The organism is Lentzea sp. NPDC037011, assembly GCF_055607425.1.
Genome location: NZ_JBVJRT010000010.1, coordinates 333487 through 350565, shown reverse-complemented (window position 1 = coordinate 350565; position 17079 = coordinate 333487). Strand labels below are relative to the sequence as shown.

The 17079-nt window shown below is 70.3% G+C and carries 16 protein-coding genes; 6 read left to right on the top strand and 10 right to left on the bottom strand.

The annotated features are described in order from the left end of the window. The first annotated feature begins 36 nt into the window (after nucleotides 1-36). Nucleotides 37-1032, top strand: coding sequence for a quinone-dependent dihydroorotate dehydrogenase (locus tag ACZ7CH_RS30085; protein WP_470375481.1), 996 nt, complete (start codon nucleotides 37-39; stop codon nucleotides 1030-1032). Here the strand turns inward: ACZ7CH_RS30085 and ACZ7CH_RS30080 are convergent. From ACZ7CH_RS30080 to rimO, 7 genes are all read right to left on the bottom strand, one after another. Next, a complete protein-coding gene (locus ACZ7CH_RS30080; protein ID WP_470375480.1) occupies nucleotides 1006-2247 on the bottom strand; it encodes a uracil-xanthine permease family protein in 1242 nt (413 codons plus the stop codon). The two genes, ACZ7CH_RS30085 and ACZ7CH_RS30080, sit on opposite strands and share 27 nt — an antisense overlap. 181 nt (nucleotides 2248-2428) lie before the next feature. Continuing rightward, nucleotides 2429-3250, bottom strand: coding sequence for a phage shock envelope stress response protein PspM (pspM, locus tag ACZ7CH_RS30075; RefSeq protein WP_360390594.1), 822 nt, complete (start codon nucleotides 3248-3250; stop codon nucleotides 2429-2431). A gap of 28 nt (nucleotides 3251-3278) precedes the next feature. Then, the gene (locus ACZ7CH_RS30070) at nucleotides 3279-4130 is read right to left on the bottom strand and encodes a PspA/IM30 family protein (protein WP_360390597.1); all 852 of its coding nucleotides are present in this window, start codon (nucleotides 4128-4130) and stop codon (nucleotides 3279-3281) included. 371 nt (nucleotides 4131-4501) lie between these two features. Continuing rightward, complete coding sequence (locus ACZ7CH_RS30065; RefSeq protein ID WP_470370714.1) at nucleotides 4502-4930, bottom strand: helix-turn-helix domain-containing protein; 429 nt, start codon at nucleotides 4928-4930, stop codon at nucleotides 4502-4504. Nucleotides 4931-5035: 105 nt separating this feature from the next. After that, complete coding sequence (locus ACZ7CH_RS30060; protein ID WP_458430709.1) at nucleotides 5036-5512, bottom strand: CinA family protein; 477 nt, start codon at nucleotides 5510-5512, stop codon at nucleotides 5036-5038. Next, entirely contained in the window at nucleotides 5509-6087 is a 579-nt protein-coding gene (gene pgsA, locus ACZ7CH_RS30055) for a CDP-diacylglycerol--glycerol-3-phosphate 3-phosphatidyltransferase (RefSeq protein WP_458430708.1), read from the bottom strand. Before pgsA ends, ACZ7CH_RS30060 begins: the two co-directional genes overlap by 4 nt. Further along, the gene (rimO, locus tag ACZ7CH_RS30050; RefSeq protein ID WP_360390608.1) at nucleotides 6084-7496 is read right to left on the bottom strand and encodes a 30S ribosomal protein S12 methylthiotransferase RimO; all 1413 of its coding nucleotides are present in this window, start codon (nucleotides 7494-7496) and stop codon (nucleotides 6084-6086) included. Before rimO ends, pgsA begins: the two co-directional genes overlap by 4 nt. A gap of 133 nt (nucleotides 7497-7629) precedes the next feature. Between rimO and ACZ7CH_RS30045 the strand changes: the two genes are divergently transcribed. The 4 genes from ACZ7CH_RS30045 to ACZ7CH_RS30030 all read left to right on the top strand — a co-directional run bounded on the left by ACZ7CH_RS30045 (nucleotide 7630) and on the right by ACZ7CH_RS30030 (nucleotide 10027). Continuing rightward, nucleotides 7630-7947 (top strand): hypothetical protein, encoded by a 318-nt coding sequence (locus ACZ7CH_RS30045; RefSeq protein ID WP_470370716.1) that lies wholly within the window; start codon nucleotides 7630-7632, stop codon nucleotides 7945-7947. 5 nt (nucleotides 7948-7952) lie between these two features. Then, the gene (locus ACZ7CH_RS30040) at nucleotides 7953-8453 is read left to right on the top strand and encodes an amino-acid N-acetyltransferase (protein ID WP_470375479.1); all 501 of its coding nucleotides are present in this window, start codon (nucleotides 7953-7955) and stop codon (nucleotides 8451-8453) included. A gap of 63 nt (nucleotides 8454-8516) precedes the next feature. Next, nucleotides 8517-9368, top strand: a complete 852-nt coding sequence (locus ACZ7CH_RS30035) for a MerR family transcriptional regulator (RefSeq protein ID WP_360390617.1) — start codon at nucleotides 8517-8519, stop codon at nucleotides 9366-9368. 191 nt (nucleotides 9369-9559) lie between these two features. Beyond that, the gene (locus tag ACZ7CH_RS30030; RefSeq protein ID WP_470370717.1) at nucleotides 9560-10027 is read left to right on the top strand and encodes a phospholipase; all 468 of its coding nucleotides are present in this window, start codon (nucleotides 9560-9562) and stop codon (nucleotides 10025-10027) included. A gap of 283 nt (nucleotides 10028-10310) precedes the next feature. Here the strand turns inward: ACZ7CH_RS30030 and ACZ7CH_RS30025 are convergent, their stop codons facing one another. Then, nucleotides 10311-12701 (bottom strand): DNA translocase FtsK, encoded by a 2391-nt coding sequence (locus ACZ7CH_RS30025; RefSeq protein ID WP_470375478.1) that lies wholly within the window; start codon nucleotides 12699-12701, stop codon nucleotides 10311-10313. A 118-nt stretch (nucleotides 12702-12819) separates the two neighbouring features. On the opposite strand from ACZ7CH_RS30025, the gene ACZ7CH_RS30020 reads away from it, so the two are divergent. Further along, nucleotides 12820-13593, top strand: coding sequence for a lysophospholipid acyltransferase family protein (locus ACZ7CH_RS30020; RefSeq protein WP_458430703.1), 774 nt, complete (start codon nucleotides 12820-12822; stop codon nucleotides 13591-13593). Here the strand turns inward: ACZ7CH_RS30020 and ACZ7CH_RS30015 are convergent. Further along, a complete protein-coding gene (locus ACZ7CH_RS30015) occupies nucleotides 13490-14170 on the bottom strand; it encodes a hypothetical protein (RefSeq protein WP_470375477.1) in 681 nt (226 codons plus the stop codon). The two genes, ACZ7CH_RS30020 and ACZ7CH_RS30015, sit on opposite strands and share 104 nt — an antisense overlap. A 59-nt stretch (nucleotides 14171-14229) precedes the next feature. Next, on the bottom strand, nucleotides 14230-17001 hold the full coding sequence (locus tag ACZ7CH_RS30010; RefSeq protein WP_470375476.1) for an AfsR/SARP family transcriptional regulator: 2772 nt from the start codon (nucleotides 16999-17001) through the stop codon (nucleotides 14230-14232). Between the last annotated feature and the right edge of the window lie 78 nt (nucleotides 17002-17079).

Genomic DNA, 17079 nt, shown 5'->3' with positions numbered 1-17079 from the left:
TGCGCCCGTTCTGAACTGGCGTTATAGGGTGGGCGCGTGGTCTACAAGCAGGTGGTTCGCAAGGCGTTGTTCTCGATGCACGGTGGCGACGCGGAGCGGGTCCACGAGACCACGCTCGCCGCCATGGCCCGGCTCAGCCCGCTGGCCAGGTTCGCGCGGGGCCAGAACAACCCGCGCACCGTGTTCGGCGTCCGGTTCCCCAACCCGGTCGGGCTCGCCGCCGGTCTCGACAAGGACGGCAGGGCGCTGCCGGCGTGGGCCACGCTGGGCTTCGGGTTCGTGGAGGTCGGCACGGTCACGTGGCACCCGCAGCCGGGCAACCCCAAGCCGCGGCTGTTCCGCCTGCGCGAGGACGAGGCGATCATCAACCGGATGGGCTTCAACAACGCCGGAGCGCGCGCGCTCGCGCAGAAGCTCGACAAGACCACCCTCAGGGCGCCGCTGGGCATCAGCCTGGGCAAGTCGAAGGTCACCCCGGTCGAACACGCCGTCGAGGACTACCTGAACTCGCTGAGCGCCCTTCAGGACCACGGTGACTACTACGCGATCAACGTCAGCTCGCCCAACACCCCCGGCCTGCGCAGCCTGCAGGACAAGGGCGCGCTCACCGAGCTCGTCGCGGCGATGACGCGGGCCACCGAGAAGCCGATGCTCGTCAAGATCGCGCCCGACCTCACCGACGACGCCATCGCCGAGGTCATCCAGGTGTGCGTGGACCACGGCATCAAGGGCCTCATCGCCACGAACACCACCCTCGGCCGCGAGGGCCTCAGGAGCCCCCACAGGGACGAGACGGGCGGTCTGAGCGGCAGGCCGCTCACCCAGCGGGCGAACGACGTCGTCCGGTTCATCACGAAGAACAGCGACCTGCCGGTGATCGGCGTCGGCGGCATCGCGACGCCCGACGACGCCCTGCGCATGATCGACGCGGGCGCGAGCCTGGTGCAGCTCTACACCGGGTTCATCTACGAGGGTCCCGGCCTGGTGAGCCGGATCAACGAGGCGCTACGCGGGGTGCCGGGCGGCGCGTAGCCAGCGCATCACCGGGTGCAGGATCACGACCAGCAGCGACCCCCACACCAGGCCGCCCATCTTCAGCGAGCCGATCTCGATGGTCAGGTCGCCGACGCCGGCGACCAGCGCCGCCCCGCCGACCATGGCGTTGACCGGGTTGGTGAGGTCGACGCCGCGGTCCATCCAGATCCGCACGCCGATGAGCACGATCAGGCCGTAGAGCACCAGCGTGCACCCGCCCAGCACACCGGGCGGCATGGTGCCGAACAGCGCGATGGCCTTCGGGGAGAACGCGAGCAGCACGGAGAGCACCCCGGCGACCGCGAACGCCGCCGTGGTGTAGATCCGGGTCACGGCCATGACGCCGATGTTCTCGGAGTACGTCGTCGTGCCCACGCCCCCGCCCAGGCCCGAGAGCGCCGTGGACAGGCCGTTGGCGATGATCGCGTCGCCCGCGCTGCCGTCGAGGTTGCGGCCGGTCAGCGCGGCCACCGCCTTGACGTGGCCGACGACCTCCGCGACCAGGACGATCACCACCGGCAGCATCAGCAGCACGACGGACGGGCGCAGCTCCGGCTGGTGCAGCTGCGGCAGCCCCACCCAGGACGCCTCGCGCAACGCCGTGAACCGCGCCGGCGGCACGGCACCGGCCAGCACCCCGCCGGCCCAGACGCCGACGAACCCGACCAGCACCGAGAACCGGACCAGCAGCCCGCGGCCGAGGACACCGGCCAGCAGGACCACGCCGGTCGTGATCGCGGCCAGCGCCGGCTGCTCCGCGAAGTGCGAGGTGGCCTGGTGCGAGAGGTTCAGGCCGATGATGACCACGACGGCACCGGTGACGACCGGCGGCATGACCGACTCCAGCAGCCGCACGCCGAGCGCCTTCACGGCGATGCCGACGACGATCACGAGCAGACCGGCGGCGACCACCCCGCCGAGCTGCGCGGCGATGCCCTGTTCACGGGCGGCCACCAGCGGCGCGACGAACGCGAAGGACGAGCCGAGGTAGCTGGGGACCCGGTTCTTGGTGATCAGCAGGAACAGCAGCGTGCCGAGGCCGGAGAACAGCAGCGTCGTGGCGACCGGCAGGCCGGTCGCGGTGGGGACCAGCACCGTCGCGCCGAACATGGCGACCAAGTGCTGCACGCCGAACCCGATGGTGAGCGGCCAGCTCGCCCGCTCCTGCGGTGCGACGGCCTCACCGTCGGTGACCCGACCGTCCCCGTGCACGGTCCACAACGCCAACGCACTGCCTCCCGGCAACCCACCCGGACTTCCCGCTGCCCGGCCCCGGAATCCTGCCACGCCTGGTAGTGGCCACGGCTAGATAACGGTCTGATAATCACACGATTGCCGTAAATATCTCCAGCAATCCACGCCGATAGACGCACGTGATTACCCAGGGTGACGATTAATACGCTGAATAGCCTGTCACGTCCCGCATTGCGGACGCGAGACCGGCCATGTGGTCGGTGGCGTCGTCCAGCACCATGCGCGGGTCCTGGAACGCGGTGCTCGCCGCGAGCGCCTGGCCCGCCGCGGCCACCAGCGCACAGTAGCGGTCCACGCCGTCGGCCAGCTGGATCCGCAGCACCCGCACACCCTCGACGAGCGAGCCGCGCTCCAGGTGCGGCGCGGTGTCGCGGGCCCGTTCGACGGCTTGGAGCTGCGCGGACACCGAACGGATGGCGGCCGACGCCTCCTGGGCGGTCTGCCGGGCGTGCTGGATCGACTCCGTCGGCAACGAGGTGAGCGCCGGCGAGTCGAGCTGCTTCAGCAGCTCGGTCATCGTGTCCTCGGCGCTGTGCAGCTTCTCCATCGGCACCCGTGCCGCGGAGATGTGCGCGGGCAGCGGCGGCCGGGGCGGTGGCGGCGGGCTGAGCGCGAGCCGCTGCCGGGCCGCGCCGATCTCGCGCAGCTTGAAGCCGCTGCGCACGGCGAGGACCGCGGGCACTGCCGCGCCGACCGTGCCGGCGACGGCGGCCCAGGTGCCCAGCACGCCGGTGAAGCCGAAGACGGCCAGCGTGCCGAGCATCGTGATCAGGATCGCCCAGAACGTGAGCACGGCGTTGGTGCGCTTGCGCCTGCGTTCGAGCTTCGCGACCGGGTCGTTCCACCTCTGGAGGCGGTAGCGCGCCTGCTCGGCCAGCGGGTGGCCCTGGAGCGACGCACCCAACTCGCCGACGACCTTGCGGACGATCTCGTTGTTGGGACGGTTTCTCCAGGGCTCCATGATCACCTGCTGACTCCTCCTGCCCCGCTCAGTTCTGAGCCGGCGGGACCTGCTGCTGCGTGGTCTTCTGCTCGTGCTGCACGCGCTGCGCGATCTCGGCCTGGATCTGCGCCGCCGCGCTGTTGCCCTGGGTGACCTGCTGCGGCGTGTTCGCCTGGCCACCGTGCATGGACGCGCGGATCTGCTCCAGCCGCGACGAACCGGCGAGCTGGGTGGTCGAGGCCTGCACCTCGAGCATCCGGCCCTGCACCGAGTTCTGGGCGAGCTCGGCGGACCCGAGCGCGGTGGAGTAGCGCTTCTCGATCTTGTCGCGGACCTCTTCCAGCGACGGCACGTTGCCGGGCGCGGCGAGCTCGCTCATCTGGTTCAGCGACGCGGAGACCTGCTCCTGCATCTTCGCCTGCTCCAGCTGGCTGAGCAGCTTCGTGCGCTCGGCGAGCTTCTGCTGCAACATCATCGAGTTGCGCTCGACGGCCTGCTTGGCCTGTGCGGCGGCCTGCAGCGACTGGTCGTGCAGCGTCTTGAGGTCCTCGATGCCCTGCTCCGCGGTCACGAGCTGGGTGGCGAAGCCCTGCGCCGCGTTCTCGAACTGCTGCGCCTTCTGCTCGTCGCCCTTCGCGCGCGCCTCGTCGGCGAGCACGAGCGCCTGGCGCGCGGAGGCCTGCAGCTTCTCCACGTCGCCGAGCTGGCGGTTGAGCTTCATCTCCAACTGCCGCTGGTTGCCGATGACGGCCGCGGCCTGCTGAGAGAGCGCCTGGTGCTGACGCTGCGCCTCCTCGATGGCCTGCTGGATCTGCACCTTCGGGTCAGCGTGCTCGTCGATCTTGGACGAGAACGATGCCATCAGGTACTTCCAGAACTTCACGAACGGACTGGCCATCTCCTACGCCTGCCTTCTCGGTGCCGGTGTTGGATCCATCGTCTCAATTGTGCGTCGGCGTATCCACCGACACGGGGAGATATCCGGGAACACCCTGACCCCACCCCGGGACTGAGGAGAACACGCCTGACGACGTGCAATCCTGCCCGCACCCGCGTCCTGGGACGCGGTGACCCCACCCGCTGTGGCCAAGCCGTTGTCTCCCGTTCAGCCGACGGGGGTCGTTGTCAGTTGAACGCACGAGCGCACGATGTTGTTGCAGCGAGTCACGTGGCGGCGGCCACAGCGGCTCTCAGCGCCCTCTCAGCTCACCAGAACGCCAGCGGCCCCGCTCACCAGGGGGCGAACGGGGCCGAGAACGACATGGGTGGTTATGCGGCGGCCACTGCCTTGGGCGGCTCGCCGATCTTGCTGGTGAGCCGGTGGCTGAGCATCGGCTGCAACCGCAGGTCGGACAGGTCGTCCGAGAGCGTCGTGGGCAGCACGCGGCCACCCTCCAGCTTGCCGCGCCCGTGGTCCGCACGACCGCTCTGAACGGTGTCCGGCACCGTGTCCGGCGTCTGCTGGACGGCGCCGATGTCGGAGGCGACGTGGTGCAGGAGCTCGGACAGCGGCAGTTCCAGTGCCTCGCAGATGGCCGCGAGGAGCTCGCTGGACGCCTCTTTGCGGCCGCGCTCCACCTCGGACAGGTACCCCAGGCTCACGCGGGCGGTCCGAGAGACCTCGCGCAGCGTGCGGCGTTGGTTGGTGCGGGCATGGCGAAGCCGATCACCGATCGCTTCGCGCAGCAGCACGGTCATCGCGCGCCTCCTTCCGGCCGGCCGTGTCCCTACGTTACCGATCGACACCGACAACGGGCAGTGACTTCCGAACACGTCCGCCCAGGGCGAACGAACGGTTGGTCGTCATTTGTTCCCGTCCGCGGTGCCCAGCAGCTCGTCCGAGAGCAGGACCAGGGCTTTTTCCACCGCTGTGAGACGGACCGCTTTTCGGTCGCCACTCACGGTGATGGTCCGCACCGTGGACACTCCAGGCCCGCTCAAGCCGATGTGGACCGTGCCTGGAGCGACGCCGTCCTGCGGGTCCGGTCCGGCGACCCCGGTGAGCCCGATCCCCCAGTCCGCCCCGCACCTGGTCCGGGCACCGCCGGCCAGCTGGAGGGCCACCTCGGGGTGCACGGCACCGTGCTCGTCGAGCAGCTGCTGGTCCACGCCTGCGAGCTCGTGCTTGAGCTCGGTGGCGTAGACGATCAACCCACCGCGGACCACGGCACTCGCCCCCGGTGTGTCGACGATCGTCGCGCACAGCAGACCCGCGGTGAGCGACTCGGCCGTGGCGACGGTCTGGTTCCTCGCCTTGAGCAGATCGACCACGTTCGTCATGCGACGGCCCGATCTGCCCTTGCTTTCATCTTGAACGCCCTGATGACGTAATCGATTCCCGTCACCACGGTGAGCACCAGCGCCAGTGCCATGATCGCCCACGCGACCAGCTCCAGCACGTCGTTCCCCGGCAGCACGAACAACCCGATCGCGATGACCTGCGCGAGCGTCTTGGCCTTGCCGCCGCGGCTGGCCGGGATGACGCCGTAGCGGATCACCCAGAACCGCAGCAGCGTGATGCCGACCTCGCGCACGGCGATGGTGATCGTGATCCACCACGGCAGCACGTCGAGGATGCTCAGCCCGACCAGCGCGGACCCGGTGAGCGCCTTGTCCGCGATCGGGTCGGCGATCTTGCCGAAGTCGGTGATCAGGCCGTGCTTGCGGGCGAGCGTGCCGTCGATGTGGTCGGTGAAGCTCGCGACGGCGAACACGCCGAACGCGATCAGCCGCCAGGTCGTGTCGAAACCGCCAGCTTCGAACAGGGAGAACAGGAAGACCGGAACGAGGACCAGCCGCGCCATCGTCAGGATGTTCGCGACGTTGAGCAGCGGGACCTTCCGGGCCTCGGTCATGTGCCCACTACCCCGATCGGCTCGACCACGAGGTCGACGCCCTCGGAGTCGACGACCCGGCAGCGGACGAGGTCACCGCGCTTGAGGTCCTCGGCTTCGAGCACGATGCACTCGCCGTCGACCTCGGGCGCCTGGTGCTCGGCGCGCCCGACGCAGTCGCTCTCCTCGTCCTCCTCGTGCTCGATGAGCACGACGACCTCGGTGCCCACCCGGTCCTCGGCGCGCTGGCTGGTGAGCTCCTCGACGAGGTTGCCGATCCGGGTGACCCGCTCGGCGATGGTGTCGGCGTCGAGCTTGCCGTCGAGGTCCTCGGCCTCGGTGCCGTCCTCGTCGGAGTAGCCGAAGATGCCGACCGCGTCCAGGCGCGCCTCGGTGAGGAACCGCTCCAGCTCGGCCAGGTCCTCCTCGGTCTCACCGGGGAAGCCGACGATGAAGTTGCTGCGGATGCCCGCCTCGGGCGCGTGCTCGCGGATCTGCCACACGAGCTTGAGGAAGCTGTCGGTGTCGCCGAACCGGCGCATGCGCCGCAGCACGTTCTCGCTGGAGTGCTGGAACGACATGTCGAAGTAGTTCGCGACCTTGTCGGTCTTCGCGATGGCGGCCACCAGGCTCGGCTTGGTCTCGGCCGGCTGCAGGTAGCTCACCCGCACCCGCTCGACGCCCGGGATGCCCGCGAGACGCGGCAGGAGCTGTTCGAGCGCACCCTGCTCCCGCGGCAGGTCCTTGCCGTAGCTCGTGGAGTTCTCGCTGACGAGGAAGAGCTCCTTGACGCCGTTCTCGGCGAGCCACATGGCCTCGGACACGACCTCGTCGGGGTGCCGCGACACGAACGCGCCGCGGAAGCTCGGGATGGCGCAGAAGCTGCACCGCCGGTCACACCCGGATGCGATCTTCAACGGCGCCACGGGCGCGTCGTCGAGCCGCTTGCGCTGGACCTTCGTCGGCCCCCAGCCGTGGCCGGGCACCTGCACCGCGTCCTTGGCCTCCTGGCGCTTGACCGGCGTGATCGGCAGCAGCGTGCGCCGGTCCACCGGCACGTGCGACTCGACCGGCTTGCCGTGCAGCACGTCCTGCAGCCGCTCGGCCAGGTCGTTGTACTGGTCGAACCCCAGGACCGCGGCCGCCTCGGGGAGGCTGTCCGCGAGCTCCTTGCCGTACCGCTCGGCCATGCACCCGACCGCGACGACCTTGGCGCCGGTGTCGGACGCGGCGAGCAACGTGTCGACCGAGTCCTTCTTGGCCTGCTCGACGAAGCCGCACGTGTTGACGACGACGACGTCCGCGCCCTCGTCCACCAGCTCCCAGCCGCCCTCGCCGAGCCGTCCGGCGAGCTCTTCGGAGTCGACCTCGTTGCGGGCGCAGCCCAGGGTCAGCAGCGACACGCGTCGCGGAGTGGTGGGAGAAGACACGGCGCTCAGCGTAACCGCCCCGGGTGCCGACGCTTGAATCGCGCTGCCGGGACGTCCGGGCCCGGAGTGCGCGAGGCGACGTATCCACAATCTGTCCACTTCTCGCTACTTCCGTGAGTGCACTCTTCGGCACGTGCTCGTCGAGGCGTTGAGGTCGGGGTATGCGGTGCCCGCGCTGCTGCTGGTGTTCGCGCTGGTCAGCCGACCTGTCTGGGTGGAGTTGGCGCGGACGTTCCGCGAATGGGTGCGATCGGCCGCTGTCCGGCGTCGCGCCGACCTGGAGGAGAAAGTGGTCAACCACGCCCTGCACAGCCGGTCCGAGAACCAGCGCAGGCACTCCGTGGAGATGCTCCGCCTGCTCCTCAACGCGCCCGAGCCCTCTCCTGGGGAGCTACCGCCTCCCGATCCCGAACCGGTCGAGAACCCCGACGAGGGCGCGGCCCATACTTGACGGTTGTGACCAGTGGGGTAGTCGTGCGGCGCGCCCGCACCAGCGACGTGCGCGCCATGAAGGCGTTGATCGACGGGTATGCCGGCAAGGTCCTGCTCTCCAAACCCCTGGTCACGCTGTACGAGGCGGTCCAGGAGTTCTGGGTCGCCGAGGAGGACGGCGAGCTGCTCGGGTGCGGCGCCCTGCACGTGATGTGGGAGGACCTGGCCGAGATCCGCTCCGTCGCCGTGTCCCCCGTCGCGCTGGGCCGCGGGGTCGGGCACCGGATCGTCGCCCAGCTCATCGCCACCGCGAAGGAGCTGCAGCTCGCGCGGATCTTCGTGCTCACGTTCGAGACGCGGTTTTTCAGCAAGCACGGGTTCGTGGAGATCGAGGGCACGCCGGTGAGCCCGGAGGTCTACGAGGAGATCATGCGGTCGGTGGACGAGGGTGTCGCCGAGTTCCTCGACCTGAGCTATGTGAAGCCGAACACGTTGGGCAACAGCCGGATGCTCCTGGAGCTGTAACCCTTCGAGTATTCACTCGAAGAGTCTTGACTCGACTAACGCGGGCCCACCAAGCTCGTAACCGTGCCCGAATCGCTCACCATCGACGAGCTCGCCGCCCGTGTCGCGCTGCCCAGCAGCACCATTCGGATGTACCAGACGAAAGGTGTGCTGCACGCGCCGAGACGGCAGGGGCGCGTGGCGTACTACGACGCCTCGCACGTCGAGCGGCTGACGTTGGTGCAGCGGTTGCAGCAGCGGGGGTTCTCGCTGCCCGCGATCGCCGAGCTCATCGCCGCGCGCGAGAAGGGTGAAAGCGTCGCCACGGTCCTCGGCATGGGTGAAACCGAGGGGCCGGACGACTGGGTGCGGATCAAGGTGCGCGACATCAAGCACCTCGTGCCCATGGGTGAGGTCCAGCCGCGTCTCCTCCTCCGGGCAATGCGGCTGGGTCTCGTCCGCTGGAAGTACGGCTGGCCGCACGCGCGCAGGTGGGCCCTCGAGGCCGGTGGGCGGCTCGCGGGGCTGAGGGTGCCCAGCGACGACGTGATGGACAGCTTCACCCGGCTCCGCGCGGCCACGGACTCCATCGCGGCGGACTTCGTGCGGTTGTTCGAGCAGCGGTTCTGGCCGGAGCTGGCCCGCAAGGCCGGTGACGACAACCAGTTGGAGAACGTCCGCTCGCTGCTCGTCGAGCTGACCTTCACCGCGGAGACCGCGGTGGTCGGCACGCTGCGGGAGTCCATCCGGGACGCGGCGGAGGAGTTCGCGGCGCGGCACGGGTTGTTGCCCAGCGACGACTTCCAGCCCGCGTGGGCCGAGCAGCCGTTGCCGCCGATCGCCGAGAACATCGTCGATCCGGCCGGTGACCTGCCGAGCGAGCAGGAGATCGAGAACTTCCTGCGCAGAGGGGACGAGGACGAGCCTGGTCGCTGACCCGGCCTGGTGCTCGTCGTGCGCACCACGCAGTCTGTCCGATGTGGACCCCGAGAGCTGAGCGGCGGTTCAGCAGTGGCGGCACGAACCGCGGTGCGGTCACCTGACGTTCACCGGATCGTGTCTACCGGCACCTGTGGATCACCGGCTACAACGGAACGAGACCCCGCTCACACACAGAGGAGCCCGTCATGTCGAAGACCGTGCGCTCGGCATTCGTGGGTGTCGCCGCGTCCGTGGCCCTGATCTTCACCGGCGCGCCCGCCCAGGCCGTGGACATCGTCGCGGTCACCGACGACTACGTGTTCACGAAGACCGTCGGCCAGTTCACAACACTGCGTGCCCAGCAGCCCTACGCGGACCAGCTCGACTGGTCGTCCGACGGCTGCTCGTACTCGCCGGACAGCCCCTTTGGCTTCAAGTTCCAGCCCGCCTGCCACCGCCACGACTTCGGCTACCGCAACTTCAAGCGGCAGTCGCGCTTCACCGATGCGAACCGGCTGCGCATCGACAACCGCTTCAAGTCCGACATGTACGGCATCTGCGCCGGCAACTGGGCGTGCAACCGCACGGCCGACGTGTACTACGCGGCCGTGCGCCAGTTCGGTGGCAGCGGCTCGTCGACGGCGGCCACTCTGCAGCAGGCCGGGCTGCGGTAGGTCGCCCGGCACTGTCAGACCCGCTGAGTACGTTGAAACGCAGGGGTCCCCGATCAGGGGGACCCCTGCGTCAGCATTCGACGGGAGAGGAACGGGCGCGGCCGGACCTCGCCGAGCCGGACCTCGCCAGGCCAAATCTCGCCAGGCCAGACTTCGCCGAGCTGGACCCAGCCAAGCCGGACCCAGCCAAGCCGACCTCGCCAAGCCAGTCCTCACGCCCCCAAGCCCGCCCCATCACACCGGGCCCGTCAGCCCGCCCGAGGCCCGAACGGCCTCAGACGCCCTAGTCCTCTTCGGCCGGCCCGCCACCGCGCATCAGGTAGATCACCGACTCCAGCTCGTCCGGCTTGATCAGCACCTCCCGCGCCTTCGACCCCTCCGACGGCCCGACCACGCCCCGCGTCTCCAGCAGGTCCATCAACCGGCCGGCCTTCGCGAAGCCCACCCGCAGCTTGCGCTGCAGCATCGAGGTCGAGCCGAACTGCGAGGTCACGATCAGCTCGGTGGCCTGGACGAGCAGTTCGAGGTCGTCGCCGATGTCGGCGTCGATCTCCTTCTTCTCGCCGGCCTTGGCCGCGGTGACGCCGTCGGTGTACTCGGGCTGTGCCTGGTTCTTGGTGAAGTCGACGATCTGGGCGATCTCCTCGTCGCCCACGAACGCGCCCTGGATGCGCACCGGCTTGCCCGCGCCCATCGGCAGGTACAGGCCGTCGCCCATGCCGATCAGCTTCTCGGCGCCGGGCTGGTCGAGGATGACCCGCGAGTCGGTCAGCGAGGAGGTCGCGAACGCCAGCCGTGACGGCACGTTCGTCTTGATCAGGCCGGTCACGACGTCGACCGACGGGCGCTGCGTCGCCAGCACCAGGTGGATGCCCGCGGCACGCGCCTTCTGCGTGATGCGGACGATGGCGTCCTCCACGTCGCGCGGCGCGGTCATCATCAGGTCGGCGAGCTCGTCGACGATCGCCATGATGTACGGGTACGGGCGGTACACGCGTTCGGAACCGGGGGGTGCGCTGATCTCGCCGGACTTCACCTTGCGGTTGAAGTCGTCGATGTGGCGCACCCGGTTGACCTGCATGTCCTGGTAGCGCTGCTCCATCTCCTCGACGAGCCACGCCAGTGCCGCCGCGGCCTTCTTCGGCTGCGTGATGATCGGCGTGATCAGGTGCGGGATGCCCTCGTACGGCGTCAGCTCGACCATCTTCGGGTCGATGAGGATCATCCTGACCTCGTCGGGCGTCGCGCGGGCCAGCAGCGAGACCAGCATCGAGTTCACGAACGACGACTTGCCGGAACCCGTGGAGCCCGCGACCAGCAGGTGCGGCATCTTCGTCAGGTTCGCGGTGACCATGTGGCCCTCGATGTCCTTGCCGAGGCCGATCACCATCGGGTGCGTGTCCTTGACCGTCGAGCCGGCGCGCAGCACGTCGCCGAGGCGCACCATCTCGCGGTCGCTGTTCGGGACCTCGATGCCGACCGCGGACTTGCCGGGGATCGGTGCGAGCAGCCGGACGTTGTCGGTCGCGACCGCGTAGGCGATGTTCTTGGTCAGCGCGGTGATCTTCTCGACCTTCACGCCGGGGCCGAGCTCGACCTCGTAGCGCGTGACCGTCGGGCCGCGGGTGAAGCCGGTGACCTGGGCGTCGATCGAGAACTGGTCGAGGACGCCGGTGATGGCCTCGATCATCTGGTCGTTGGCCTTGCTGCGGGCCTTGGGCGCGTCGCCGTCCTTGAGGATGGTCGGCGGCGGCAGCTGGTAGTCGCCCTCGACGGCCCGCACGGCCATCGCCGGTGCGGGTGCCTTCTTCGCGGACTCCTTCGGCGCGGGCTTCGGCGCCGGTTCCGGTTCCGGTTCCTCCAGCGGCAGCTCGATCTCCGGTTCCGGCTCCACCGGCGCCACGGCCTGGCGGCGGCGCGACGGACGCCGCAGCTTGACCGGCTTCGGCTCCTCCTCCGGCAGCTCGTCGTCCTCGTCCGCGAACACGTCGGTCTTCTGCCGCGGGTGCAGCAGGGACCGGATCCGCTCGGGCGCCTGGCGGATCGGCGTGTGCGTCACGACCAGCAGGCCGTAGGAGAAGATCAGGAACAGCAACGGTCCCGCGACCCAGGACGTGAGGCCCTGCGCCAGGAACCCGCCGGCCAGGTAGCCGAGGGCGCCACCGGCGTCGCGGCGGGCGACGGGGTCCATCGGCAGGCCGCCGATGAGGTGGAACATGCCGAGCACGCCGATCATCATCAGCAGCGAGCCGATGATCAGCCGCGGCCGCGCGTCGGGCACGGCGTCGGTGCGCATCAACGTGATGCCGATGCCCAGCAACACCACCGGCACGATCACCGCGGGGAACCCGACGGAGCTGCGCACGGCGACGTCCACCCATTGGCCGACGGGACCACCCGCCTGCCACCACACACCGGCACCGGTGATGAACGCCAGTGCGATCAGCAGCAGCCCGAGCCCGTCACGGCGGTGCTCGGGATCGAGGTCCTTGGTGCGGCTCACCGTGCGCACCACACTGCCGACGCCCCGTCCCACGCCGCCCCACACGGCGCTGACGGCGCCGCCGCTCTTGCGCGCGGGGGGCTTTCTGGACGCGGTGGACCGCGCCCGTGGCTTCGCTGGTGCTTTGCCGCGTGACGTGGTCTTTCTCGAAGTCCCTGTGCGCCCGGCCATGTGTACAAGGTAGTCCCTTGCGCCTCACCAGCCTCGTTCGCAACTGGGACGCGCGCGAAACCCCATCGTTCACCTGTTCGTGCACGAAGACGATCCGACACGCCGTACGCTGCCCCGCGTGTCCACACCGCTCTTCTGGCGCGTGCTCATGGTGGTCGACCGCGGCCTCGTCGCGCTGACCGGCAAGCTCGAGGTTTCCGGTGACGTGCCACCGGATCTGCTCGGCAAGCCGTTGCTGCTCGCCTCGAACCACATCGGCAACCTCGACCCGTTCGTGCTGATCGCCGCGTGCCGCAAGGTCGGGATCAACCCGCGGTTCATGCTCGCCGGCGGCCTGCTCGACGCCCCGGTCATGGGCCCGGCCCTGAAGGCGTGCGGTCACCTGCGCGTCGACCGCGCGTCGGCGAACGCCGGTGAGGCCATGCACCGCGCCGTCGCGGCGTTGCGCAACGGCGGCGACCCGATCGCCGTCTACCCCGAGGGCAAGATCACCCTCGACCCCGGCATGTGGCCCGAGCGCGGCAAGACCGGTGTCGCCCGCATGGCGCTGGGCGGCGACATCCCGGTGATCCCCATCAGCCAGTGGGGCGCGCACGAGGCGGTGTACTGGGGCAACCTGCACGTCAACGGGTGGCGGGACCTCCTGCCGTACCTGACGTCGTGGTTCTCCGCGGTCCGCAAGCGCCCGACCTTCAAGGTGCACTTCGGCAAGCCGGTCGAGCTCGGTGACCTGTCCGCGGACACGATGGGCGACGCCCGCCGCGCGCACGAGCGCATCATGCGCGCCATCACCGAGAACCTGGTGCCGCTGCGCCTGGACGAGCCCGACCTGCCGCGCTTCCAGGACCCGACCCGCCCGACCACCGGCGTCTCCCCCTGGCGGCCCGCCTGACCGCGTAGGCGATCACCGTGACCAGCATGAGGAACGGCGCCGGGCTGCCCGCCCAGAGCCCGATCGCCAAGTCTGCCGCGGGCACGACCAGCGCCAGCGCGAACGCCTTCGCGCTCGCCGCGGGCAGCTTGACCCCCGGGTCCGCCCACGGCGTGCGCCCCCAGGGCTTCGCGACGCTGAGCCACGTCTGGAACGAGAACGCGCTGATCATGCACGCCGTCCCGACCGGCAGCCACGGCGTGACGTGCCCGCTGGCCGCCGCTTCGAGGTTGTCGCTCAGGATGAAGATCCCCGCGTAGAGCTGCACGACGGTGATCGCGAACTTCGCGGTCACCCACCAGTGCCGGAAGAACCCCCATGGCGTCGTGGCGCTGAGCATCATGCCGGTGAACGCACTGGCCGCCCCCATGAACGCCAGCACCCGGTGGTCCAGCACCCGCGCCATGCGAAAAGCGCTGCCGTCACCGGTCTTCAGGCCGTAGAGCACCAACGCCAGCAACGCGACGGCCTGGCTGAGCCAGCCCACCGACGTCACGACGTGCAGCCACACCACCAACGTCCTCAACCGCTTCGCCATGACGTGTAGTGTGCCTACACATCGGCTCGCTACGCATCAGGGATCTCCCCCAGGTGCTCCTAGGCCAGCTCGTGCAACCGGGCCCGGACCTCCGCCGTCAACGGGTGGTCGTAGTCCTCGTAGATCGTCAGCGCTTCCAGCAGGTGCGTGCGCGCCACCTCGGGCTGCCCGGAGCTGGTCTCCCCCAGGCCGTGCAGCGCCTCCGCCAGGCTCTTGCGGTCCCCCAGCACCCGCAGGGCCTCGACGGCGGTGCGGAACGAGTCGCGGGCCTCGGCGCGTGCGCCGAGGCGGAGCTGGGCGCGGCCGATGCTCACCAGCGCCATCGCCTTGCCGTGCACGGCGCTGTGGGAGTCCATCAGGTCGTAGGCCATCCGTGCGGACGCGAGCGACGCTTCGAACTGGCAGGCGGACCGCAGGATGTCGCTCAGGAACAGCCGCGTGCCGCCCTCGCCGAACCACGAGCCGACCGCGGCGTGCTGGTCGAGGGCGAGGCGGAAGCGGTCGACGGCGAGGTCGAACTGGCGCAGGCCGCCGTAGGCCATGCCGAGGCCCGTCAGGCTCCAGGCGGCGCCGACGCGGTCATCGATGTCGCGGCGGAGTGCGAGGGCCCGGTCGAAGAGCTCCAGCGCGTCGGCGAAGCGCTGGCCGCGGCAGGCGGCGAGGCCCAGGCCGTGCACCGCCCAGGCGCGGGCGGCCTGGTTGCCGTCGACGGCGGCGGCGCGTTCGGCGACGCGGTAGGTGCGGGTCCACTCGTCGAGCGCGCTGGAGACGATGAAGTAGTTCCACAGCGCGACGGGGATCTGCCAGGCGGTGGAGGAGTGCGCGTCCTCGGCGAGGCGGGTCACGGCGAGCAGGTTCGCGGACTCCGCGCGGCACCAGCCGAAGGCGTCGTCGTGCGACGTGAAGTCCTGAGTGGACAGCGGCGGCAACAGGAACGCCGGGTGGTCGGGCGGGGAGATGGCGAGACCGGCGGCGTTCGCGGTGTCGGCGTACCACCGCAGCAGGCGGGTCACGGCCTCGGAGCGGCCGGTGCCGGACTCCTCGGTGGCGCTGAGCTCGGTGGCGTACAGGCGCAGCAGGTCGTGCAGGCGGAAACGGCCGCGGGCGACCTCCTCCAGCATGTGGCCGCCGGCCAGCACGTCGAGCAGGGTCCGCGCGCGCGACGAGGGGACTCCGGCCAGCGCGGCGGCCGCGGCGAGGCTGATCTCGGCACCGGGGTGCAGGCCGATGAGCCGGAACATCCGCGCCGCGTCGGGTTTGAGGGCCAGGTAGGACCACGAGAACGCGGCGCGCACGGCGGTGTCCTCGTCGTCGCCGGTCGCGAGGACGTTGAGGCGGTCGCGTTCGTCGGCGAGGTCGCCGGCCAGGTCGGCCAGGGTCAGGTGCGGGCGGGTGACGACGCGCTCGGCCGCGATCCGCACCGCCAGCGGCAGGTGACCGCACAGCTCGACGAGCCGCGCGGCCGCCTCGGGCTCGGCGGCGACGCGGTCGGGGCCGACGGCGGAGGTCAGCAGCGCCAGCGCCTCGTCACGGGTCAGCGTCGACAGCGTCACCGGGTGCGCGCCGTCGCGGGCGACGAGACCGCCGAGGTGGTTGCGGGAGGTCACCAGCACCATCGACGACGACCGGCCGGGCAGCAGCGGGCGGACCTGCTCGGCCAGCCGCGCGTTGTCGAGCAGCACCAGCACGCGCTTGCCCGCCAGCACGCTGCGGTACAGCGCGGACTTCGCGGGCAGGTCCTCCGGAATGCGCTCAGGCGGCACGCCGAGGCTCTGCAACAGCTGGTGCAGCGCGGCGGCGGGCTGCACCGGCGGCGACGAGGCGTCGAACCCGCGCAGGTCGACGTGCAGCTGCCCGTCCGGGAACCGCTCGGCGACCTGGTGCGCGAACCGCACGGCCAGCGCGGTCTTGCCGACACCGCCGGTGCCGGTGATGGCGACGAGCGCCGGGTTGTGGTCGTGCGGCACGACCTCGGCGAGCTTCGCGAGCTCCTTCGCACGGCCGGTGAAGTCGCGGATCTCGTGCGGCAGCTGGACCGGCACCAGCGCGGGGGCGACCGGTTCCGGCTGCGGCTCGTGCCGGCCGACCAGCAGCTGCTCGTGCAGCTGCCGCAGCTCGGGACCGGGCTCGATGCCGAGCTCCTCGACCAGCAGCCGGCGCAGGTCCGCGAAGACCGCCAGCGCCTCGGCCTGCCGGCCACCGCGGTACAGCGCGGACATCAGCAGGCCGTGCAGCCTCTCCCGCAGCGGGTGTGCGTTGATCAACGTCGTCAGCTCCGCCGCCACCTCCGCCTCACGCCCGACGGACAGCATCAGCGCCGCACGCTGTTCCACGGCCGTGAGCCGCAGTTCGGTCAGGCGCGCGCGTTCGACCGCGGCGAACGGCCCGGGCACACCCTCCAGGGCAACGCCGCGCCACAGCCCGAGGGCGGCGTCGAACGCTCTGATGGCGGCCGCCGGCTCACGGCGCAACCGCCCGGCCTCGTCCAGGTGGGCGCGGAACATCGCGACGTCGTTCGCGTCGGCGGGCAGCCTCAGCAGGTACCCGGTGTCCGTGGAGAGCAGCACCGAGCTCGGCGCGCGCGAGGCCCTGCCCGGCTCGAAGAGGCGCCGCAGACCGGCGACGTAGGTGTGGATGCCGTTGTCGGCGCTGGCCGGCGGCTCGTCACCCCAGACCGCGTCGATCAGCTCACTGCGGGACACGACGTGGTTGGCGCGCAACGCGAGCACCGCCAGCACGGCGCGCTGCCTGGGCGGCCCGAGGGTGAGCTCCTGGCCGGCCACGGTCGCCGCGAGCGCGCCCAGCAGACTGACGCGCAACTCGTTCTGCACCCTTTGTCCCACTTCGTCGCTGTCCGCAGTCAGCTAGCAACCTACCGTCAGGGTTCGTCCAGAAGCCATCCAGAGTCC